Raw genomic sequence first — 21272 nt, forward strand, 5'->3', positions numbered from 1 at the left:
CGTGCTCTGGGCAAGCCCCGGGGCCTCTCCTTGTCATCTAAGAGGTCCCGGATCAGGTCCGGGACGGGTGAGCCCTTATGACCATGCTTGCGCTCAGGAACGTGTCCAGGAGCTTTGGCGCCTTGAAGGTGACGGACGATGCCAGCTTTGAGGTCCCGGAGGGTCAGGCGCTCGGCATCATCGGGCCGAACGGGGCGGGCAAGTCGACGCTCTTTAACCTGATCACCGGCAACATCCGGGCGGACGCGGGCAGCATCCACTTCGACGGACGCGATGTCACCAAGGTCTCGGCGATGGAGCGGTGCCTGACCGGGATCGGCCGCTCGTTCCAGATCCCGCAGCCGTTCGAGAAGCTGACGGTCTACGAGAACTTGTTGGTCGCGGCGACGCACGGGCGGAACCTTTCGGAGCGCGAGGTGCGGGACGATTGCGCCGATGTGCTGGAGCGCACCGAGCTGATCCACCGCGCCAACGTACCGGCGGGGCAGCTGTCACTCCTGGAGCGCAAACGGCTCGAGCTGTCGCGGGCGATGGCGACGCAGCCGAAGCTCTTGCTGCTCGACGAGATCGCGGGCGGGCTCACGCAAGGCGAGTGCCAGGCGTTGATCGGCACGATCAAGGACATTCATGCGCAGGGGGTCACGATCATCTGGATCGAGCACGTGTTGCACGCGCTGACGTCGGTGGTGGAACGTCTTCTGGTGCTCGACTTCGGGAAGGTGATCGGGATCGGCGATCCCGAGGAGATCATGGCCAGCCGCGAGGTGCAGGAGATTTATCTGGGGATCGAAGTCTGATGGCGCTTTTGCAGACACAAGGTTTGGTGGCCCACTACGGCGACTTTCAGGCGCTCTTCGGGGTCGACATCGAGCTTGGCGAGGCCGAGACGGTGGCGATCATCGGCGCGAATGGCGCGGGCAAGACGACGCTGATGCGCTCCATCGCCGGTGTCCTGCGCAACGCGGCGGCGGCGGTGACCTATGACGGCACCCCGATCGGGGCTGCCTCGGCGGACGAGATCATGGCGGGCGGCGTGGCGATGGTGCCGGAGGGGCGCAAGCTCTTCCCCTCGCTTTCGGTCGAGGAGAACCTCCTGATCGGCACCTATGGGCGCAAAGCCCACGGGCACTGGCGCCTCGAGACGGTCTATGACCTGTTTCCGATCCTGCGCGAGCGGCGGCACAATCCGGGCACGGCGCTGTCGGGCGGGCAGCAGCAGATGGTCGCCATCGGGCGCGCGCTGATGAGTAACCCGCGCGTGCTTTTGTGCGACGAGATCAGCCTCGGGCTCGCGCCGGTGGTGATCAAGGACATCTACAAGGCGATCCCGCAGATCAAGGCGGCGGGCGCCTCGATGATCGTGGTCGAGCAGGACATCGCGCAGGCCATGGCCGTCGCGGACCGGGTCTATTGCATGATGGAGGGGCGCATCACGCTGTCGGGGACACCGGACAGCCTGTCACGCGACGACATCCACAACGCCTATTTCGGAGCGGGGCATTGAGCGGCGGGCGAGGTTTTGCGCCGCCTTCGGCGTCGCGGCGGGCGGGGCGCTGCGCGCCCCGCATGCATGGCAAAAGGTTTGGGGGCTCTGCCAGCTGCGCATGTGGCTTTTGCATGGGGGCTCTGCCCCCACACCCCCGGGATATTTTTCGCCAGAAGAAGCTGGGGGCGGTGCGCGCTGCTTGCGGTGGGAGGGGTCTGTTATGATCTGGGTTGATACGGTGTTGCAGGGCGTTCTGCTGGGCGGGCTTTATGCGCTTTTTGCCGCCGGGCTGAGCCTCGTGTTCGGGATCATGCGGCTGGTGAACCTGGCGCATGGGGACCTGATCGTGATGGGGGCCTATCTGATCCTGGTGCTTGTCACGCTCCTGGGGCTTTCGCCGTTTGTGGCGGTGTTCCTGGCGATGCCGCTGATGTTTGCGCTGGGGTGGGTGTTGCAGAAGTTTCTGCTGAACCGGACGCTGGGGGATGACATCCTGCCGCCGCTGCTGGTGACCTTTGGTTTGTCGATTGCGCTCCAGAACGCGCTGCTCGAGGGGTTTTCCGCCGACAGCCAGCGCCTGCCGACCAATGCGCTGACGGTGGCCTCGGTCGATGTGGGGCCGGTGACGTTGGGGGTGATGCCGCTGTTGACGTTTGCCTCGGCAGTGCTGGTGATCGTGGGGCTCAATCAGCTGTTTTATCGCACCGAGCTGGGGCGGGCGTTTCGGGCGACCTCGGATGACGCGACCACGGCAAGCCTGATGGGGATCAAGCCGGCCAACATCTTTGCGACGGCCACCGGCATTGCGCTGGTGATCGTGACGATTGCGGCGCTGTACCTGGGGCTGCGCGCAAATTTCGATCCCAACATCGGGCCGGCGCGGCTGATCTACGCCTTCGAGGCGGTGATCATCGGCGGGCTGGGCTCGCTTTGGGGCACGCTCATCGGCGGGATCATCATCGGCGTCGCGCAGACCGTGGGCGCGGCGATCAATCCCGAGTGGCAGATCCTTGCCGGGCATCTCGCCTTTCTTCTGGTCCTTCTGGTCCGCCCGCGCGGCCTTTTTCCGAGAGCGAACGACTGATGGCCTATTCCGTTACGACCCAGACCCCGGCTTCCCGCCTGTTCGCCATCACGGCGGCCGTGGCGATCTTCGCCCTGATCGCGCTGCCGGTCTTCGCCGGGCGGGGCACGATCCAGGACATGTTCTTTATCCTCACGATGCTGGTGCTGGCGCAGTTCTGGAACCTGCTGGCGGGGTATGGGGGCCTTGTGAGCATCGGGCAGCAGGCATTTGTCGGGATGGGGGCTTATGCGCTGTTCGGGGCGGTGATCCTTTGGGGGATGGATCCGGTGCCTGCGATCCTGCTTGGGGGCGTGGCCGCGCTGGTCATTGCCGTGCCGACGGCGTTCTTCGCCTTTCGGCTCAACGGCGCCTATTTCGCGATCGGGACCTGGGTAATTGCCGAGGTGGTGCGCCTGATGGTGGCGCAGTGGAAGACGCTGGGCGGCGGCACCGGGACCTCCCTGCCCCGCGATGCGACGCGCGACATGTGGTTCGTCGAACTGATCGAGGAGACGCTTGGCGTGCGCTCGGCGGCGGCGCGGGACATCCTGGCCTACTGGCTGGCGCTCGTGCTGGCGCTTGCCACCATCGGCGGCATCTACTGGCTCTTGCGCACGCGGCGCGGGCTGGCGCTGGCGGCGGTACGTGACAACACCGAAGCCGCCAGGTCCGTCGGCGTCGATGCCGGCCGGATGAAGTGGGTCGTGTTCCTGTCCTCCGCCTTTGGCACCGGTCTCGCCGGGGGGCTGATCTACATGCAAAAGGCGCGCATCTCCCCCGATGCGGCCTTCAGCGTGACCGACTGGACGGCCTATGTGATCTTTATCGTCGTGATCGGCGGGATCGGCACCATCGAGGGTCCGATCATCGGGGTCCTCGTCTTCTTTGCGCTGCAATCGCTGCTTGCGGACTTTGGCAGCTGGTACTTGCTGACGCTCGGGGTGCTCGCCATTGCGATCATGCTCGTGGCGCCCCGTGGCCTCTGGGGCCTTTTGTCGGAGCGCACGGGCCTGCATTTCTTTCCCATTCGCCGCCGCCTGACGGGTGGCGCGCTCAAGCCCTCTGAGGAGTAAGACCATGGCTGACATCACCACCGAAGTCCTGATCATCGGCACCGGCCCGGCGGGCTCGACGAGCGCGGCGCTCCTGTCGACATACGGCGTCGAGAACATCGTCATCAACCGCTACCACTGGCTGGCCAACACACCGCGTGCGCATATCACCAACCAGCGCACGATGGAGGTGTTGCGCGATCTGGGGCGCGAGGTGGAGGACGAGGTCTACCTCAACGCAATGGACCAAAGCCTGATGGGCGAGAACGTCTTTTGCGAAAGCCTCGCGGGCGAGGAGATCGGGCGGATGAAGTCCTGGGGGACGCACCCGCTGTCAAAGGCCGAGCACCTGCTGTCCTCGCCCTCGTTCATGAACGATCTGCCGCAGACCTTCATGGAGCCGATCCTGTTCAAGACCGCCTGCAAGCGCGGCACGCGGGCGCGGATGAGCACGGAATACAAGAGCCACGTGCAGGACGCCGAAGGGGTGACGACAACCTGTCTCGACCGCCTGACGGGGCAGGAGTTCACCATCCGGTCCAGGTACCTGATCGGCGCCGACGGTGGCAATTCTCTGGTCGCGCAGCACGAGGACCTGCCGATGGAGGGCAAGATGGGCGTCGGCGGGTCGATGAACATCTACTTCCGCGCGGACCTGTCGAAGTACGTCGCGCACCGGCCGTCGGTCCTTTACTGGGTGATGCAGCCGGGCGCGGACGTGGGCGGGATCGGCATGGGGCTGGTGCGCTGCATCCGCCCGTGGAACGAGTGGCTGATCGTCTGGGGGTACGACATCAACGAGCCTGCACCTGTGGTGGATGAGGCGATGGCGACCGAAGTGGCGCGCCAGCTAGTGGGTGACCCGGAGCTCGAGATCGACCTGATCAGCGCCAACACCTGGACGGTGAATGACGCCTATGCCACGCAGATGTCCAAGGGGCGCGTCTTCATCATGGGGGATGCGGCGCACCGGCACCCGCCCTCGAACGGGCTGGGGTCGAACACGTCGATCCAGGATGCGTTCAACCTCGCGTGGAAGCTGGCGGCCGTGGTCAAGGGGCAGGCAGGCGAGCGCCTGCTCGACAGCTACTCCCAAGAGCGCGCGCCGGTGGCCAAGCAGATCGTGACCCGCGCCAACCAGTCCATCGGCGAGTTCGGCCCGATCTTCGAAGCGCTCGGCATGACCGGCGGCGACGATGTCGAGAGGATCAAGGCGAACATGGACGCGCGCTGCGACGCCACGCCCGAGGCGGAAGCGCAGCGGGATGCGCTCAATGCCGCGATTGCCTTCAAGAAGTACGAGTTCGACGCGCACGGGGTCGAGATGAACCAGCGCTACAGCTCGGACGCGACGGTCACCGACGGCCAGATCGAGCCGGACTTCGCGCTCGACGCGGACCTGCACTACCAGCCGACCACCTGGCCCGGGGCGCGCATTCCCCATGCGTGGCTCTTCGACCAGGAAGGCGGGCAGCACTCGACGCTCGATCTCGCGGGCGGCGGGGCGTTCACGCTCTTTACCGGGCTGGGGGGCAAGGCGTGGGCGGAGGCTGCAGCCGAGGTTGCGAGCGCGCTCGGCATCACGCTCGACGCACACGTGATCGGACCGCGTCAGGAGTTCATCGACCACACCGGCGACTGGGCGCGCGCACGCGAGATCGGCGATGCCGGGTGCATCGTGACCCGCCCGGACCAGCACGTGTGCTGGCGGCACGACGGGGCGGCGGACGATCCCGTCGCTGAGCTGACCCGCGTGATGACGCAGATTCTGGCGCGATAGGAGGCGACCATGTCCATTCAGGAACAAGGCTATTTCACCGAAGAGAACTCGGCGGACGTCGTCGTCAGCCAGATCGCCGCGACCACCGAGCCGCGGCTCGCGCAGGTCATCGAGGCCATCACGCGGCACCTCCACGCCGCGGTCAAGGAGATCGAGCCGACCCAGGAGGAATGGCTGGCAGCGATCATGTTCCTGACCCGGACGGGTCAGATGTCAGACGACTGGCGGCAGGAGTTCATCCTGCTCAGCGACATCTTCGGCGTGTCGATGCTGGTCGACGCGATCAACAACCGCAAACCCTCGGGCGCCTCGGAATCCACCGTGCTCGGACCGTTTCACGTCCCAGACGCGCCCGAACTGCCGATGGGCGCCAACATCTGCCTCGACGGCAAGGGGCACCCGATGCTGATCAAGGGGCGCATCCTCAACACCGAAGGCCAGCCCATCGACGGCGCCAAGATCGACGTCTGGCAGACCAACGACGACGGCTTTTACGACGTGCAGCAAAAGGGCATCCAGCCCGACTTCAACCTGCGGGGCGTGTTTCGCACCGGGGCGGATGGGAGCTACACCTTCTGGGGGGCCAAACCGCGCTTTTACCCGATCCCGGACGACGGTCCGGTGGGCAAGCTGCTGGGCAGCCTCGGCCGCCATCCCTACCGCCCGGCGCATCTGCACTACATCCTCGAGGCCGAGGGCTACGAAACGCTTGTCACGCACATCTTTGACCCCGATGACGAGTACATCCGCTCGGATGCGGTGTTCGGCGTCAAGGAGAGCCTGTTGGCCAAGTTCGACCTCATCGACGACCCCGCGCGCATCGCGGCGGAACGGGCCGAAGGGCCCTTCTATGAGGTCATCCACGACTTCGTCCTGGCCCCCGCCACATGAGCAAACCCTGCATCCTCTGCACCGCCATCACCGGCTCCGAGCAAGTCGAAAGCCCTTAGTCCGCCCACCAGGTCGTCGCGCGTGTCTGCGGCGCCCGTGCGCGCTGTTGGGTCGCGTGGTTCGAGAACCCCGAACGGGGTGTTGCCAAAGTCCCGACCCTAGCCCTCGTCGGACCGGTACTTCCCAAACGGCAGCGCAACGTCGCGGGAGAGAATGTCGGCAACGCGCACATGAAGTCCGATCAGGGCTGGCATGAGCAACAGCACGAAGATCGCGCCGAAAAAGATGCCGAACCCAAGCGAGACCGCCGTCGGGATCAGGAACTGAGCCTGCAGGCTCTGCTCCAGGATGAGCGGCGTGATGCCGAGGGCTGTGGTGAGTGTGGTCAGGACGATGGGCCGGGTCCGGCTTGCCACGGCATCGGCAATCGCTTCGGTCGTGTCGTCGGGCGCAGTGTCGCCGGCGATCCGGGTCTCGTAGGCGTTCAGGATCAGAAGCGATGCGTTGATGAGGATGCCCGACAGACCGATGATGCCGAAGATGGACAGCAGCGTGAGGTTGATGCCGACAAGCGCATGGCCGACCAGCGCGCCAAAAAGCCCGAAAGGCACCGTGGCCAGCATCAGGATCGGCTTGGTGAACGACTGGAACGCGAGCGCCAGGATCGCGAACATCGCAAAGAGCGCCAGCGTGAAGTTCTGCGTGATCGCCGCGCCGAAACGCCCCTGCTCCTCCTGCTCGCCGCCGAGCGAGATCTCGACACCCTGATAGCTGTCCTGCAGCTCGGGAAGGACGGTTTCGAGCACGTGTGACGTCTCCACGCTCCCGGAGGTCACGGCGATATCCACATCCGCCTCGACGGCGGTGATCTCGCGCCCATCGAGCCGCGTCAGGCTTGTGGGCGCTGGCGCCAGCGTCAGGCTGGCGAGGCTGGACAGGGGCACGCGCGCCTCGCCCACCGGGATCCGCAATTCGGCGATGTCGGCAAGCGTCATGCGCTGGTCTTCGGGCAGGCGGACGCGAACCTCCACCTCCTCACGGTCCCGCACGAAGTCGGCGGCAAGGGCGCCGAAGACGGCGGCACGGACTTCGGAGGCGACGGTGGCCAGGCGGACCCCGAGGGCTTCGGCCTCCGGTGACAGACGGATGCGCACCTCCTCGGCGGCCGTCGCATCGCTCGAGCGGATGGCGAAGACGCCGTCACGTTCGCCCAAGGCAGCGCGCAGCTCTGCAACGGCGCCCTCCCGGGCGTCTTCGGTCGCTGCGGAGACCTGGAGCGAGATCGGAGCACCCACACCCACCAGGCTGGCAGAAAATGTCAATTCCCGTGCGCCGGGGATCGCGCCCACCTCCTCGCGCCAGAGGCGTTCGAGGTCGGCGGCAGGAAAGTCGCGTGTCTCCGAGTCTTCGATCTTGAGATCGATCGTCGCCCGGTTCGGGAAACCTCCGCCGCCCGAGCCTTCCGGTCCACCCGACCCGGAATTGAAACCGACGGCGATGGCGGTGGCCTGCAAGACGCGCTCCGCGTCGAGGCTTTGCGCGTCGGCAAGCCGCTCAACGGCCCGCCCGGCGGCCTCCGCGATATCCTGCGCCACCTCCAAGGTGCGCGTTTCGCTCGTTCCCGCGGGCAGCTCGACGGTGGATGCGATGAAATTGCCTTCGATCTCGGGAAAGAAGACAAAGCGGATCTTGCCGCTGGTCAACAAGGCCGTCGATGCGGCGAGCACGCCGCACAAGGCAAGGATGACAAAGAGAGGCTGCCGTGCCGCAAAGCGGGCGGCTCCGTGGACGGGTCCGTCGCGCAACCGGTCGAACCCGCGGCCCACCCGGTCGCGGGCCCAGTCCGTGGCGCGGCGGGGCGACCAGCGGCGGGGCGGGTCTGTCGACAGATGCGCGAGGTGCTGCGGCAGGATCAGGAAGCTCTCCACCAGTGACAGCGCCAGCACCATGATGACCACCGCCGCCACCGGCCCGATAAAGGACCCCGACGTGCCCGGCAGAAACAGCAGCGGCACGAAGGCGGCGATGGTGGTGAGAACCGCATAGACGACCGGGCGTGCCATGCGCGAGGCGCCGGTTTTCGCGGCCTCTATGCCTTCGGCGTCCTGCTGTCGCTCCTCGTAGACGGATTCGCCCACGACGATGGCGTCATCCACGACGATGCCGAGCGCGAGAATGAATCCGAAAAGCGACAACTGGTTGATGCTCACGCCGAACACCAACATCAGCCCGAACGTCGCGAAAAAGCTCACGGCGATCCCCGCGGAGACCCAGAACGCAATCCGCAGATCGAGGAACAGCGTCAGCAGCAGCAGGATCAACGCGGCGCCGATGGCTGCATTCTTGACCAGGAGGTCGATGCGGCCCCGCAGGCTGTCGGCTTCGTTGCGCCATTCGGTGAGCGTCACGGTTTCTGGCAGATAGGCGGCGAAGTCGTTTTCGAGAAAGGCCCGCGACGTCTCCACGATGTCGAGGACCTGCTCGTTGCCGGAGCGATAGACAGTCAGGTAGATTGCGGGCGCTCCGTCCAGCGTCGCCAGCGTCGCGTCCTCGGCCAGCCCGTCACGGATCGTGGCGATGTCGCCCAGCGTCACGGTTGGCCCTTCCCCGTCAGATACGATCACGATGTCCGTCAGATCGGCGCCGGTGACTTCCTCACCGAGCGCACGGACCTGCAGGCGCGTCTCCCCGGACCGCAGAATGCCGCCGGACAGATCGAGGTTCTCCGCGGCGATAATATCCGCGACGCCGTTCAGGCTCAGCCCGTAGGCCCGCAAGGCGCGGCGGTCGATCTCCACGCTGATCTCATCGCCGGGAGCGCCCGTCACTTCGACCGAGCTGATCCCGTCGAGCGATTGCAGCCCGTCCTGCGCCGCGCGCGCGATGTCGCGCAGCTGCGGCAAGGCGATATCGCCGGACAGGATATACTGGATGGCAAGTTCCTGCGGGTCGACCTCGACGATGACCGGGTCCTCAGCACCGCCGGGGAAGGTGGTTATCCCGGCGACGGCGGTTTCGATATCGTCGCGCACGGTGGCGACATCCGCGCCGCGCTGCAGATCGACGGTCACGGTGGCCAGGCTTTGCTGCGCCGATCCGGTGATCTTGCGCACGCCCTCCAGGGCGCGAACCTCGTTCTCGATGGGCTTCAAAATCCCGTCCGCGACATCCTGCGGCGAGGCGCCCGGAAAAGGCACCGTGACGGACACGGCGCCGGTCGAGATCTCGGGAAAGTTCTTCACTGTCAGGTTTGATAGCCCAAAGAGGCCGATGGCCAGCAGGGCCAGCATCAAAAGGTTCGGAAACACCCGGTTGTCGATAGCGGTGCGGATCAGGCGGGACACCGGTTCAGCCCCCGGCCCCTTGGCCGGCCTCTTGCGCGTCCTCTACCCGCACTGCGATGCCTTCGGCGAGGGTTTGCAGCGGCGTTACGAGGATCGGCGTATCCGGCGTCAGGTCTTCGGCTTGCACGATGACACGGCCGCCCACGCGCCGCTGCAGTGTGTAGGCGACGGGCACCAGCGTGTCCTCGTCACCGATGCGCCACAGCTCCTGACCCGGCAGGAGCGCCCGCGCCGGAAGCGCGTAGAGCTGCTCGCGCGGGCCAGGCAGCGGCACTTCCACGTCGACCAGTTGATTGAGCACAAGCGGCGCGTCTCCGGCGAAGGGCTGCTCAATGCGCGCGAGCACTTCGATGAGGCGGGTTTGAGCTTCCAGTTGCGGCGACACGGAAAAGATGCGAGCGGTCCGCGCTGTCTCGCCGCCCTGCACGGAAAAGGTGATATCGGTGTCCTGGAGCACGCCGGCATTGGTGAATTGCGTGAACTCCGCCTCCGTCAGCGCCGTCCTCAGCTCTGCGTGATCTGCGCGCGCCACACGTCCCAGGATCCGACCGGGCTGCACAACCGATCCCGGCGGCGCATCGGCGCCGAGGACGATCGCATCGAAGGGCACCGAAATTTGCGTGTCGCTGAGCCGTTCTTCGGCAAGAACGATGGCCGCGCGGGCGGAGGCGACATCGGCCTCGGCTCCGGCGACGGCGGCTGAAAGCTGCTCGATCGTGGCCTCGGAGGCAAAGTCCTCACGGGCGAGTTCCTCCTGACGGTCGAGCGAGTTCCGGGCGTCGCGTTGCGCGGCTTCTGCTCCTGCCAGCGCACTCTCGGCCTGCGCGAGCTCGGCTTCGAACGTCGTGGAGGCGAGCCGCACGAGCGGGGTCTCCGCGGGCACGATGCGCCCGATCTCGAAATCCGGCGATACCTCGCTCACCTCCCCCGCGACCTGCGCAGTGACATCCAGCGCATCGGCGGCGCGCACGAAACCTGTCGTGACGATGGCCGGTGCCGCGTCCAGCGGCTCGGGGCGGACAACCTCCACGACCGGCGCTTCCGGCTCTGCGGCCTCCGCTTGCTCATCGTCACCCTGGAGCAACGCGAACGCCACGCCACCCGCAAGTGCCGCGGCGCCCAGCCCGGTCAGCAAGATCGATCCGACCTTCATGCGGCGGCTGCCATGTGATCCCGGCGCTCCGTCATGCCGCGACGTGGACCGCCTTGACGTTGACGAATTCCTTGATGCCGAAACCGCCGTGTTCACGCCCGTAGCCGGAGTTCTTGACCCCGCCAAACGGCATGTTCGGCGTCGCGAGGCCAAAGCCGTTGATAAAGACCATGCCGGTATCGAAGTGGTTCACCGCAAGGTCGCGGGCGCGTTCAACATCCTTCGTGATGATACCGCCGCCAAGGCCGAAGCGGCTGTCATTGGCGATGCGCATGGCATCCTCGGCGTCTGTCGCACGGATCACCGCGGCGACCGGGCCAAAAAGCTCGTCGTCATAGGCGGGCTGCCCTGGCGCGACGTTGTCGAGTACCGTCGCGGGGTAAAAGAACCCATCGGCGTCTTCCGGGATGGCACCGCCGCAGAGGCAACGCGCGCCTTTCTCGATGCTTTCTTCGACCTGCTTGTGCAAGTCGTCGCGCAGGTCCTTGCGCGCCATTGGCCCGAGATCGACGTTGTTCTGATAGGGATCGCCGTGTTCGATGTTCTGCATGGCGTCGACGAACGCGGTGACAAACGCGTCATACGCCTCCTCCACGACGATAAAGCGTTTAGCCGCGATGCAGGTCTCGCCGTTGTTGTAGATCCGCCCCTGCACGCAGGTCTCGACAGCGAGCTTGATGTCGGCATCTTCGAGCACGATGTAGGCATCGTTGGACCCGAGCTCGAGCACTGTCTTCTTGAGCGCGCGCCCGGCTTTTTCGGCGATGATCTGACCGGCCGCGGAACTGCCGGTGAGCGTGACACCGCGCACGACATCGTTCTCGATCACGGCGTCCGACTGGTCATGGCTGATTGTCAGTACGGTGAAGAGGCCCTCCGGCAGCCCGGCTTCGCGGTAGATGCGCTCGAGCATCTTGCCACTTCCGGTGACGCTGCTGGCATGTTTGAGCAGAACGCCATTGCCGGCCATCAGGTTCGCGATCGAGTAGCGCACCACCTGATAGGCGGGGAAATTCCACGGCTGGATCCCGTAGATCACGCCGATGGGGGCGTAGGCGACGTGACCCTGTCCGCCCCCCTGCAGGTCCCGGTCTTCACCACGGAGCTCATCGATCCCCTGCCCGGCCGTCCAATCGCAGATGGCGGCACACAGCTCCACTTCCTGCTGGCTGTGGCTGATGAGCTTGCCCATCTCGTCGGTCATCAGCTTGGCGAGAACGTCCGAATTGTCGCGCAATCCCTTGCCAATCGCCTTGATGACTTTCGCCCGGTCCTCAAGAGACCGGTGGCGCCACGTCTGGAAAGCCGCGTCGCACGCATCGATGGCGGCATCCCGCTCGGCATCGGTCATGAGGTCATGGTCCGCGATCTTCGCGCCGGTCGCCGGGTTGATGGTCGTGATCTGCCTGGTCATCGTCAAAATCCTTTACGGGGGTTCGCCCCGCCAACGTTTGGCTAAAGCGGCAGTTCCATCTTGTTGATCGCGCGGCCCTGCGGTTCGCGAAGCGCGATCGGCACGACGAAGCGATATGCCAGCATCGCGACGGACAGAAGGATTAGCGCGCCGCCCCCGGTCCACATCATCGCCGCAGCCAGTTGCTGATCCGCCAAAGCCGTGAACCCATAAGGCGCAGCGGTGAGGTCGTGCCACGGGTGCCAGGCGGTCGTGGAGAACAGCAGCACGGCGGACAGGAGCGTCATCTGGCCCGCCGTAAAGGCCAGTGCGAGCACCCCCTGCCCGGGTTGCGCGGCGAGCCCCGCGATCAGGCTGGAGGCCAGCCACCATGCCGCGCCGGCAAGCGACAGGTGCATCAGCCAGTAGATCAGGTCCGATTGCAGCGTCGCGGCGTACGGCACGGGGCTGTGCCAGAGCCAAAAGAGCGCCGCGAACAAGAAGGCGGCCATCCAGACCTGGCCCGGGATGCGACGGCTCACCAGCGGCCAGGCCAGCGCAAGTACCGGCGCCGCCACCAACGTCAGCAAGACGTGCTGCGCGACGCGCGCCGCAAAGAGCGACATCGACAGCGCGCAGAGCGGCGAGATGAAGAGAAGCGCCACAAGCGACCACCCCACGGCGGACAAACGGTTCGGCGCACGCCACGCCAGCACCGCCCCGAAGAGCGCGAGACCGGTCAGCAGCGCCGGATCGAAAAGCCACCGAGACATCAGCTCCTGGGGTGTCGGGGGGGTCCCGCAAAAGGGGATGTAGGGGTCCATAGTGCCTCCTTTTGCTAGCCGCAGCTGTTCATCAAAAGCGCCGGAGCGGCGGTAAAGAGGATGGCCACGACCGAGATGATGCCCGTCCAGCGCGCCGCCACGGCGAGTTCGGCCTTGCCGGACCGGAAAATGCTCCATCCCGCAGCGACCACTGCGGGGATCGTGATGATGACGATGGTAAGATCGACGATGCCGTAAGACACGACACCGCGGTCCGCGCAGGCCGCCGAGAGCGCGGCATAGACAAAGATGAAATGCGCCGTCCAGATCAGCGCAGGGCGCGCGATGCCGCGCAACAGCTTCGGGATGTCGGGTGCGGCGTCGCCTTCGGTCATGACAGACCCCCCAGTTGCGGCGCGCAGAGCAAGAGCGCCGTGATGACCAGCATCGCCCCCGTGACCTTGGCATAGGTCGCACGGTTCAGCTCCGGCAGGGTCTGCTCTGCACGCACCTGACCGGCAAGCTTGCGCGCGGCCATGATCGCGCTCCAGAGGGCAAGGACGCCGCAATGGATCGCCACGAAGACCGCCATCACCATGAGTGTCGCACCGAGGGCCGAGGCGAGAGGATCGGTGACCCGCATCGACGCGAGCAGCGCGGCCCCTGCCCCGAGCGAGACGAGACCGCACAACGTGTCGGCCAGCACATGCGTGCGCCTCTTGCCGAGCTCGCAGATCACGGCGAGGCCGACGCCCAGCACCGCCGCGCCAGTCGCATAGACCGGATCCGCCAGACCGGCCGTCGTCGTAAAATCAGGCCACACGTTCCACAGGTAGAGCACCGCAAAGCACAGCGAAGCAAAGAGCGAGCCAACGATGAGGAGCGTGCCGACGATCGCCACGTGGGTGTGGCCGAGGCGTGAAACGGCGTTCACCGGCAGCACGCCATCGGGACCGCTGTCGTGGGTCTCGCCGGTAAAGGACGGCTCCCAGGACCAGATGCAGAATATCACCAGCGTCGCGAGCGTGGCGGCAGCCGCAACCAGATACGCCCCTGCCAAAAGCGCGACGGCGGCCACCGCGACACTCAGCCCCGCCCACAGCGGAATGAAGGTGGGATGCGGAAGGCGCACGATCTGGTGCGGCTCCCCGGTGATCGGATGACACCCGATCGTCTCGCGCCGACCATGCGGTGCGCCGCGCAGGCTGCCGTCAATCTCGTGGGCGGCACGCTCCATCAGGTGCGGATCGTCCCAGAGCGGCTCCCGCGAGGTCACGCGCGGGATCGCATGGAAGTTGTGGCCCGGCGCCACAGCGGGATAGAGCCATTCCAGCGTGCCTGCCCCCCAGGGGTCGCGTCCGGCGGCTCTCCCGCTCCAGCGGTGTCGGATGAAATCGAGGACGAACACCAGCACCCCCGCGGCAAAGATGTAGGACCCGATTGTGGAGAGCATGTTGAGCCGATCCCAGCCCAGCCCCTCGGGATAGGTCGCGATCCGGCGCGGCATCCCGCGAAGCCCGGTGATGTGCATCAGGAAAAAGGTGATGTGAAAGCCCGAGAACATCAGCCAAAACGCCCACTTCCCGAGCCGCTCGGACATCATCCGCCCGGTGAAATGCGGCGTCCAGTAGTAGAACGCCCCGATCAGCGGGAAGACCATGCCACCGATCAGCACGTAGTGCAGGTGCGCCACCACGAAGTAGCTGTCATGGGCCTGCCAGTTGAAGGGCACCGCCGCCAGCATGACGCCCGTCAGCCCGCCCATCACGAAGATGAACAGGAACCCGAGGATGAACAGCATCGGCACCTTCAACTGCGGACGCCCCAGCGCGAGGGTGCCGATCAGGGCAAAGATCTGAACCCCCGTCGGGATCGTGACGACCGTCGACGCCGCCGAAAACAGCGACAGCGAAATCGTCGGCAGCCCCGTGGTGAACATGTGATGCGCCCAGAGGCCGAAGCTGATGAAGCCCATCGTCACAACGGCCGCCACCACGAAGCCGTAGGAAAAGAGCGGCTGACGCACGAAGGTCGGCAGCATCGTCGCCACCATGCCCGCGGCGGGCAGGAAGATGATGTAGACCTCCGGGTGGCCGAACAGCCAGAAAAGGTGCTGCCACAGCAGCGGATCGCCCCCCATGGCCGGGTCAAAGAAGGGCAGGCCCATGACCCGCTCCGCTTCCAGCAGCAGCGAGCCGATGATCAAGGGGGGAAAGCCGATCGCGATCATGAAGGCCGTGACGAGCATGTACCAGCCAAAGATCGGCATCTTCGTCAGCGACATGCCTGGCGCGCGCGTGCACAGGATCGTGGCGATGATCTCTACTGCCGCCGTGACGCTGGCGATCTCGGCAAAGGTGACCCCGATCAGCCAGAAATCGGCGGACAAACCTTCGGTGTATTCCCGGGTCGAGAGCGGGGTGTACATGAACCACCCACCATCGGGCGCGGCATCGAAGAGGAACGAGGACAGCACGATGATCCCGCCGAACAGGTAACACCAGTATCCGAACGCGCCGAGCCGGGGAAACACCATGTCCCGCGCCCCGAGCATCAGCGGAAGCAGGTAGATCGCAAACCCCTCGAGGATCGGGATCGCGAATAGGAACATCATGAGCGTCCCGTGCATCGTGAAGACCTGGTTATAGGTCTCCGCATCGAGGAACGTGTTGTTGGGGACGATGAGCTGCGTGCGCACCAAAAGCGCCAGAAATCCCGCGATGAGAAAGAAGATCAGCCCGGTCACGATAAAGCGCTTGCCGACCACCCGGTGGGAAACGGAGGAGAGTGCGCGCCACCCCTTCGGCGTCGCCCAGACCTCTTCGTAGGTCGGCAGCGATCCTTTGAGGATCGGACCCTGCTCGTGCGGTTCGGTTGCCACCCTGTCCGTCATTCGAGGCTGTCCAGGTAATGCGCGACCGCGCGAAGCTCCGGCCCCGTCAGGTGATTGTAGGAGGGCATGTTCGCACCCGGCTTCATATCCTGTACGTCCGCGATCCATCCGGCGAGATTGCCGACATTCATCGGCCACATGCCCGCACCCAGCGAGGCGCGCGCGCCGACGCGGCTCAGATCGGGACCGAGGACGCCGCCCTCGGCCTCCCCCCGGATGGCATGACAGGCGGCACAGCCGGCATTCATGAACACATCGCGCCCCTCGCGCAGCGCGATCGTATCGGGATCGCGCGCCTCCTCGCGCAGGTCCGCCACAAAGGCGCGAAAGTCGTCCGGCGGGACGACCACGACCTCGAAGGCCATCAGCGGATGCGAAAGGCCGCAGAATTCGGCGCATTGCCCGCGAAACCGCCCCAGCTCGTGCGCCGTGACCGTCAGCTCGTTCACGCGGCCCGGGATCATGTCCATCTTGCCGCTGATTGAAGGGATCCAGAAGGAGTGGATGACGTCTTCCGATGTCAGGCGAAAGGTGACGGGTTCACCCAGCGGCAGGAAGACCTCGTTGCCGTCGCGTACCGGATCGCCCGTCGGGTCATAGGTCACATCCCACCAGAACTGGTAGCCGCGCACGTCTATGATCGTGGCGTTCTCACCGCCCGCGCGGATGGCGGCCAATGTAAGCGTGGAGCCTACCACGAGCACGACGAGCGCAACCGCGGGTGCCGCGACGCCGCCCGCCCAGAGCCACCAGGTTCGCGCACCGGTCGTGCGAAACCACGCCCATGCAAGCGCGCCCATCACCGCAACAAAGATCAGCGCCCCGGCGATGTGCAGCGCCGTCGTCAATGTCAGCGTCAGGTCCGCCCCCAGCCCGGCTGGGTTCAGAGCGGACTGGCTGGCGAATTGTCCGAGCGTGCTCTCGTCACCGTTCATCGGTCATGCCCGAGTGCCAAAAGGTAGGCGGCCATATCCTCCGCATCCTCCTGCGTGATGCCCATGTCCGGCATGGCGGTCTGTGGCGCGTAGAGCGGCGGGTTGATGAGCCAGTTCGTCAGCGTGCCTGGCCCGTTCGGGAGGATGCCCGCGATATAGGCCCGCTCTCCAAAGCGGGTCAGCGATGGCCCCACCGTCCCCCGCGCGCCGCTGACGCCCGGAATGACGTGGCACGAGCCGCACCCGTACGCGACCATAAGCGCCGGCCCCTGCGCCGCGTCCGCGCCGCGCACCTGAAGCTGCGCCGTGTCCCACTCCAGCTCCCCATCGAGCGGTTGGGAAATGTACCATGCGCGCAGCTCGGTCCAACGGGCCTCGCTCCAGGACACAAGCTGGCCCACGACATCACGGCTCGGCGAGGCCAATGCCCAAAGTGTCACCACGGCCCCGGCGACCAGAACCATCGACGCCATGAGCGCGGTGCGGACAAATCGAGGTCCCGACGCTCCGCCCACGCGCGTTACTCCGGCTCGGTTAGGGGATTGGCGACGCGCGCGTAGTATTCGCTGACCGCGCGCATGTCCTCGCTCGACATCTTCTCGGCGATGGCGGACATGACATTCATCGCGTCGTTGTCGCGCACGCCATCCTTCCAAAGCTCAAGCTGGTAGACCATGTAGTCGGCGTATTGACCCGCCAGATAGGGGACAGAGGGCGGATTGCCGGTGCCTTGCGCGCCATGGCAATTCACGCAGGCCGGGATGCCCCTCTCTGCCGACCCAACGGCCGCGAGCTGTCCGCCCCACTGGAGCAGCGCCTGATCCACTTCTCCGATGGACGGGATGTGGGGCGCACGCATGGCCGCGTAGTAGGCAGAGACGGCCTCCCGCTCGCGATCGGTCAACCGCTGGGCCACGCCGCTCATGATCTCATTGGGGCGCGCGCCGGAGGCGTAGTCGTTGAGCTGCTTGTAGCTGTACCACCCGGGAAGCCCCGTCAGCCGCGGAAACGCGCCGGACCCCTCCCCTGCGCCTGCCGCGCCGTGACACGTGATGCAGGCCATGCCCGAGCCGCCGTTCTCTGCGCCACCCATCGCCACGAGGCGACCAAGCTCGAGGAGGTCATCGTCCGGGGCCTCGTCCACTGTAACGTTGAAGAGCGTCCGTTCGTCCGAGAGCCGCGCCTCGAGGTCCGCGAGGCTGTTGTCCTCAATACCCGAACTCATCTGGGCCACGGCAATGAACGGGACGATCGACAGCCCCGCCAGTACGAGAGAGAGTTTTTTGGACAGGGACATGCAGCCTCCTTCACGCGTCCATGAGCGGACGCGGATTGCCAAGGTAGTCGTTTTTCATGTGATCGAGCGTCCAGTAGGCCAGCCCCATGAGCGGCCCCGTGGGGTTGTAGCCCAGGTTTTGCGGAAAGAGGCACGCGCCGAACACGAAGACGTTGTGGTGGTCCCACATCTGCCCGAAGCGGTTGACCACGCTGGTCGTCGGGTCGGTGCCCATCACCGCGCCACCGACATTGTGCGTCGTCTGGTAGGGCACGATCGAGTAGCTGCTGCCCTCCGCGGCGAGATTGGCGGACGACACCGACGTGACGTGGTCCATGCTCTCGGCCAGCTCGACCGTCTTATCCAGGACGTACTTGATCATGCGGCGGTCGTTGTCCGGGAAATCGAACGTCATCCGCATCAGCGGGCGTCCGAACTTGTCGGTCCAGGTGGGGTCCAGATCGAGGTAATTTTCCGCCGTCGACATCGACGAGCCGTGGATCACAAAGTCTGCGTGGCGCAGGTAATTCTCGCGCACCGCACGCTTCCACTCGGCGCCCCAGGCCGGGGTGCCTTCCGGCGTGGGCTGATAGCTGATGGGGCGGCCATTGTATTGTTTGCAGGCGATGTAACCGCCGCCCACGAAATCGAGGCCGGAATGGTCGAAGTTGTCGCCGTTGTAGTCGTCCACGATCACGCCGAGGGCGCCCGCTCCCATAAAGGGATTTGTCGTGACGCTGTCGTCGAAGAACGCGTCGACCGCCGCGATGGTCTGGTAGGAATAGTTCCTCCCGACCGTCCCGGTCCGGGTCTCCGGGTCGTAGGGCGTGCCGAGACCGGACACGAGCATGAGGTGCACGTTCCACAGCGAATAGGCGCCCATGCAGACGATATCGGCAGGCTGGAACACCTCCTGCCCGTCGGCATCCACATAGGTCACGCCGGTTGCGGTCTTCCCGTCCTCCGATTTCTCGACGCGCAAAACGGTGCTTTCGAACCGGATCTCGAAATTCTCGTGATCCTTGATGCGGTCGTAGACGCAGATGATGGGATCGGCCTTGGCGAAGTACCCGCACCCGAAACGCTCGCAAAACCCGCAATAGGGGCAGGCATGGAGCGTGGCACCATAAGGGTTCTCGTACTGCTCTGTCACGTTGGCGGAGGGCATGGGAAAGGGATTGAGCCCGGCACGCTCCGCCGCTTCCTTGAAGAGCGTCGATGAAATCGGCTGCTTCATGGCGGGTGTCGGGTATTCGGAACTGCGCGGCCCCTCGAACGGGTTGCCGCCCTTGCGCGTCTCCCCGTTCAGATTGCCGGCATAACCCGCAGCGCCGCAGACCTTTTCAAAGAAATCGAGGTGCGGCTCGAGCTCGTCGTAGGTGACGCCCCAATCCTGAATGGTAAGGTCCTCGGGAATGAAGCCTGCACCGTACCGATCTTCATAATGGGAGCGCATGGTGAGGTCCGACGGGAGCGGGCGCCAGATCTGTCCGTTCCAGTGGATCCCTGCCCCGCCCAGCCCCTCACCGGGCAGGAACGATCCGAGGCGGCGCATCGGCAAAGCGCGCTGACCTCGGTTGTTGCGGAACGTGAGCGTGTTCTGCTTCACGTCCATCATGTGCCCGTAGTGCAGGGCGTACTTCAGCTCATCGTGCTCTTCGGGTCCGGCAAAGCTGGTCGCGTCATGGCGGGTCTTTCCGCGCTCGATGATCACGCATCGCTGGCCCGCATTGGCGAGCTCGTAGGCGGCCGTCAGTCCTGTCCAACCGCCGCCGATGATGACGACGTCGGTTTTCGGGAGCGTCCTATCGGTCATCTGTTCCACCTGTGTTTGCTGGGTGGGGGCGCGGCATGGCGCCATTGCCGCCGGGTTGGTGGTTCACGCCCATCGGCGGCTGGCGGTAGGGCCGGTTGTGCTTGTCCACGAAGCTCAGGTAGTAGGCGTGCGCGCCGGGGAACCCGACCATCTTCCACCCGGCATAGTCGGTGTTGCCGCCATAGATCGGGTCCGCGAAATACCCTTGATTGGTGAGCTTCCAGACCTCGTCGAAGAACTGCTTGGAGGACAGATCGCCAAACGGCACTTCGTCCTTGGACAATGCGGTCGCATGCGCCTCAAACCCCTCGGCGTCTGCAGGGGCGCCCTGCATCGCCTGTTCGAGGCCCTGCCGCAGGAACTCCGCGGGGGTCAGCGGCAGCTGGTATCCTTGCTCGGGCGTGCCCTCGTCGAACGGACCCTCGAGGAACAGGCCCTCACCCTTGCCGTAACCGCTGCTCATCTGCAGGTCGATGAAGTCGACCACGCCGGCCTCGCTGGCGCTCGGATAATCGTCGCGCGGGATCAGCGTATCGCACAGGCTGGCCAGATACCGCGCCTCGTTGTTGGATAAAAAGAAGAACGGCTGGTCGTCGATCTGCGCAAATGCGTGCTTGATCGGCATGGAGGCCACGACGGACGAAGCGAGCGCTCCGCTGAGGACCTGTCGTCTGGAAAATCGCGCTGTCGTCATGGTGTGTACCACGCTGATTGCCTGATTCTTTAACGGCGCGCGCACGGCGTCGTTCCGAAATTTTCACGAATTTTTTCGAGTGCCGCTGAACACCTCGTCCAGCGCGCCGCGATGATCCTGGCTCGTCGCGATCACGATGGTCTGGCCTTCCGCCAGCGAGGTGTCGGGGTCGGTCGATGCCTGCTTGCCATCCTCGAGCACGGCCACGGCGCGCGCATTTCCCGGCAGGTCCAGCGCGCCCAGCGTCTGCCCGTCGAGATCGGCGGGCACGTCGTAACGGCCAAAATGAAGGTCATCCGTCGCATCGAGCTGCGTCCAGACATCGGCATCGTCCTCGAGCGATCTGATGATGGACTGGGACACCGTCACATGCGGCGTGACGATATCCTCGAGGCCCAGCTCTTCGCAGATACTGAGGAGTTCCGGCCTGACGATCTGCAACGTCACACGCTCGTACCCGATGGACCGTCCCACCACGGCGGCCAGGATGTTGACGTCGTCGTGGTTCGTCATCAGCAGCAAGCCATCGGCCCCGTCGCCGAAGGCATCGGTCAGGATTTGTGGGAAGGTGCCATCCCCTTCGATCATGCCGCAGTCGAGCTCGTCAGCCATCGCGTCGAGACGCTCGGCGGACTTGTCCACCAGAACGGCATCGTGCCCTTTCTCGAGCAGCGCCTTGATCGTTGCGCGGCCAAGCCGCGATGCACCCACGACGACAATTCGCATGGC

18 protein-coding genes are annotated in these 21272 nt (G+C 65.4%); 6 read left to right on the plus strand and 12 right to left on the minus strand.

The window, feature by feature from the left end:
- The first annotated feature begins 77 nt into the window (after nucleotides 1-77).
- From ACU0B3_RS09330 to ACU0B3_RS09355, 6 genes are all read left to right on the plus strand, one after another.
- Nucleotides 78-797 carry an ABC transporter ATP-binding protein gene (locus ACU0B3_RS09330; protein WP_446260580.1) on the plus strand — a complete coding sequence of 240 codons (720 nt, stop codon included), beginning with the start codon at nucleotides 78-80 and terminating at the stop codon, nucleotides 795-797.
- Complete coding sequence (locus ACU0B3_RS09335; RefSeq protein WP_446260581.1) at nucleotides 797-1504, plus strand: ABC transporter ATP-binding protein; 708 nt, start codon at nucleotides 797-799, stop codon at nucleotides 1502-1504. Before ACU0B3_RS09330 ends, ACU0B3_RS09335 begins: the two co-directional genes overlap by 1 nt.
- Nucleotides 1505-1706: 202 nt before the next feature.
- Nucleotides 1707-2570: a branched-chain amino acid ABC transporter permease gene (locus ACU0B3_RS09340; RefSeq protein WP_446260582.1), complete on the plus strand. Its 864-nt coding sequence runs from the start codon at nucleotides 1707-1709 to the stop codon at nucleotides 2568-2570.
- The gene (locus ACU0B3_RS09345) at nucleotides 2570-3625 is read left to right on the plus strand and encodes a branched-chain amino acid ABC transporter permease (RefSeq protein WP_446260583.1); all 1056 of its coding nucleotides are present in this window, start codon (nucleotides 2570-2572) and stop codon (nucleotides 3623-3625) included. Before ACU0B3_RS09340 ends, ACU0B3_RS09345 begins: the two co-directional genes overlap by 1 nt.
- 4 nt (nucleotides 3626-3629) lie before the next feature.
- Nucleotides 3630-5384 (plus strand): FAD-dependent oxidoreductase, encoded by a 1755-nt coding sequence (locus tag ACU0B3_RS09350; RefSeq protein ID WP_446260584.1) that lies wholly within the window; start codon nucleotides 3630-3632, stop codon nucleotides 5382-5384.
- 9 nt (nucleotides 5385-5393) lie between these two features.
- Entirely contained in the window at nucleotides 5394-6275 is an 882-nt protein-coding gene (locus tag ACU0B3_RS09355) for an intradiol ring-cleavage dioxygenase (protein WP_446260585.1), read from the plus strand.
- Between the two features lie 158 nt (nucleotides 6276-6433).
- Here the strand turns inward: ACU0B3_RS09355 and ACU0B3_RS09360 are convergent, their stop codons facing one another.
- From ACU0B3_RS09360 to ACU0B3_RS09415, 12 genes are all read right to left on the minus strand, one after another.
- Nucleotides 6434-9619 (minus strand): efflux RND transporter permease subunit, encoded by a 3186-nt coding sequence (locus ACU0B3_RS09360; RefSeq protein ID WP_446260586.1) that lies wholly within the window; start codon nucleotides 9617-9619, stop codon nucleotides 6434-6436.
- A 4-nt stretch (nucleotides 9620-9623) separates the two neighbouring features.
- Entirely contained in the window at nucleotides 9624-10772 is a 1149-nt protein-coding gene (locus ACU0B3_RS09365; RefSeq protein ID WP_446260587.1) for an efflux RND transporter periplasmic adaptor subunit, read from the minus strand.
- A gap of 31 nt (nucleotides 10773-10803) precedes the next feature.
- Nucleotides 10804-12186, minus strand: a complete 1383-nt coding sequence (locus ACU0B3_RS09370; protein ID WP_446260588.1) for an NAD-dependent succinate-semialdehyde dehydrogenase — start codon at nucleotides 12184-12186, stop codon at nucleotides 10804-10806.
- A gap of 41 nt (nucleotides 12187-12227) precedes the next feature.
- Nucleotides 12228-12989, minus strand: coding sequence for a cytochrome c oxidase assembly protein (locus ACU0B3_RS09375; RefSeq protein ID WP_446260589.1), 762 nt, complete (start codon nucleotides 12987-12989; stop codon nucleotides 12228-12230).
- A 14-nt stretch (nucleotides 12990-13003) separates the two neighbouring features.
- Nucleotides 13004-13324 (minus strand): hypothetical protein, encoded by a 321-nt coding sequence (locus ACU0B3_RS09380; protein WP_446260590.1) that lies wholly within the window; start codon nucleotides 13322-13324, stop codon nucleotides 13004-13006.
- A complete protein-coding gene (gene ctaD / locus ACU0B3_RS09385; protein ID WP_446260591.1) occupies nucleotides 13321-15822 on the minus strand; it encodes a cytochrome c oxidase subunit I in 2502 nt (833 codons plus the stop codon). The genes ACU0B3_RS09380 and ctaD overlap by 4 nt, the downstream gene beginning before the upstream one ends.
- Entirely contained in the window at nucleotides 15819-16757 is a 939-nt protein-coding gene (coxB, locus tag ACU0B3_RS09390) for a cytochrome c oxidase subunit II (protein ID WP_446260592.1), read from the minus strand. Before coxB ends, ctaD begins: the two co-directional genes overlap by 4 nt.
- Nucleotides 16754-17230 carry a c-type cytochrome gene (locus ACU0B3_RS09395; RefSeq protein ID WP_446260593.1) on the minus strand — a complete coding sequence of 159 codons (477 nt, stop codon included), beginning with the start codon at nucleotides 17228-17230 and terminating at the stop codon, nucleotides 16754-16756. Before ACU0B3_RS09395 ends, coxB begins: the two co-directional genes overlap by 4 nt.
- A 47-nt stretch (nucleotides 17231-17277) precedes the next feature.
- Nucleotides 17278-18054, minus strand: coding sequence for a c-type cytochrome (locus ACU0B3_RS09400; RefSeq protein ID WP_446260594.1), 777 nt, complete (start codon nucleotides 18052-18054; stop codon nucleotides 17278-17280).
- 10 nt (nucleotides 18055-18064) lie between these two features.
- The gene (locus tag ACU0B3_RS09405; RefSeq protein ID WP_446260595.1) at nucleotides 18065-19849 is read right to left on the minus strand and encodes a GMC family oxidoreductase; all 1785 of its coding nucleotides are present in this window, start codon (nucleotides 19847-19849) and stop codon (nucleotides 18065-18067) included.
- On the minus strand, nucleotides 19839-20543 hold the full coding sequence (locus ACU0B3_RS09410; protein WP_446260596.1) for a gluconate 2-dehydrogenase subunit 3 family protein: 705 nt from the start codon (nucleotides 20541-20543) through the stop codon (nucleotides 19839-19841). The genes ACU0B3_RS09405 and ACU0B3_RS09410 overlap by 11 nt, the downstream gene beginning before the upstream one ends.
- 63 nt (nucleotides 20544-20606) lie before the next feature.
- Nucleotides 20607-21269, minus strand: coding sequence for a potassium channel family protein (locus ACU0B3_RS09415; RefSeq protein ID WP_446260597.1), 663 nt, complete (start codon nucleotides 21267-21269; stop codon nucleotides 20607-20609).
- Nucleotides 21270-21272 lie beyond the last annotated feature (3 nt).

It is taken from the genome of Pseudaestuariivita sp., from assembly GCF_052825805.1.

Bases quoted from the DNA above. Each gene is read 5' to 3' on its own strand.
- ACU0B3_RS09410 (WP_446260596.1), bottom strand. From the start codon at position 20,543: ATGACGACAGCGCGATTTTCCAGACGACAGGTCCTCAGCGGAGCGCTC.
- ACU0B3_RS09400 (WP_446260594.1), bottom strand. From the start codon at position 18,054: ATGTCCCTGTCCAAAAAACTCTCTCTCGTACTGGCGGGGCTGTCGATC.
- ACU0B3_RS09350 (WP_446260584.1), top strand. From the start codon at position 3,630: ATGGCTGACATCACCACCGAAGTCCTGATCATCGGCACCGGCCCGGCG.
- ACU0B3_RS09380 (WP_446260590.1), bottom strand. From the start codon at position 13,324: ATGACCGAAGGCGACGCCGCACCCGACATCCCGAAGCTGTTGCGCGGC.
- coxB (WP_446260592.1), bottom strand. From the start codon at position 16,757: ATGAACGGTGACGAGAGCACGCTCGGACAATTCGCCAGCCAGTCCGCT.
- ACU0B3_RS09335 (WP_446260581.1), top strand. From the start codon at position 797: ATGGCGCTTTTGCAGACACAAGGTTTGGTGGCCCACTACGGCGACTTT.
- ACU0B3_RS09345 (WP_446260583.1), top strand. From the start codon at position 2,570: ATGGCCTATTCCGTTACGACCCAGACCCCGGCTTCCCGCCTGTTCGCC.
- ACU0B3_RS09395 (WP_446260593.1), bottom strand. From the start codon at position 17,230: ATGGCGTCGATGGTTCTGGTCGCCGGGGCCGTGGTGACACTTTGGGCA.
- ACU0B3_RS09370 (WP_446260588.1), bottom strand. From the start codon at position 12,186: ATGACCAGGCAGATCACGACCATCAACCCGGCGACCGGCGCGAAGATC.
- ACU0B3_RS09330 (WP_446260580.1), top strand. From the start codon at position 78: ATGACCATGCTTGCGCTCAGGAACGTGTCCAGGAGCTTTGGCGCCTTG.
- ACU0B3_RS09415 (WP_446260597.1), bottom strand. From the start codon at position 21,269: ATGCGAATTGTCGTCGTGGGTGCATCGCGGCTTGGCCGCGCAACGATC.
- ACU0B3_RS09405 (WP_446260595.1), bottom strand. From the start codon at position 19,849: ATGACCGATAGGACGCTCCCGAAAACCGACGTCGTCATCATCGGCGGC.
- ACU0B3_RS09355 (WP_446260585.1), top strand. From the start codon at position 5,394: ATGTCCATTCAGGAACAAGGCTATTTCACCGAAGAGAACTCGGCGGAC.
- ACU0B3_RS09340 (WP_446260582.1), top strand. From the start codon at position 1,707: ATGATCTGGGTTGATACGGTGTTGCAGGGCGTTCTGCTGGGCGGGCTT.
- ctaD (WP_446260591.1), bottom strand. From the start codon at position 15,822: ATGACGGACAGGGTGGCAACCGAACCGCACGAGCAGGGTCCGATCCTC.
- ACU0B3_RS09375 (WP_446260589.1), bottom strand. From the start codon at position 12,989: ATGGACCCCTACATCCCCTTTTGCGGGACCCCCCCGACACCCCAGGAG.
- ACU0B3_RS09365 (WP_446260587.1), bottom strand. From the start codon at position 10,772: ATGAAGGTCGGATCGATCTTGCTGACCGGGCTGGGCGCCGCGGCACTT.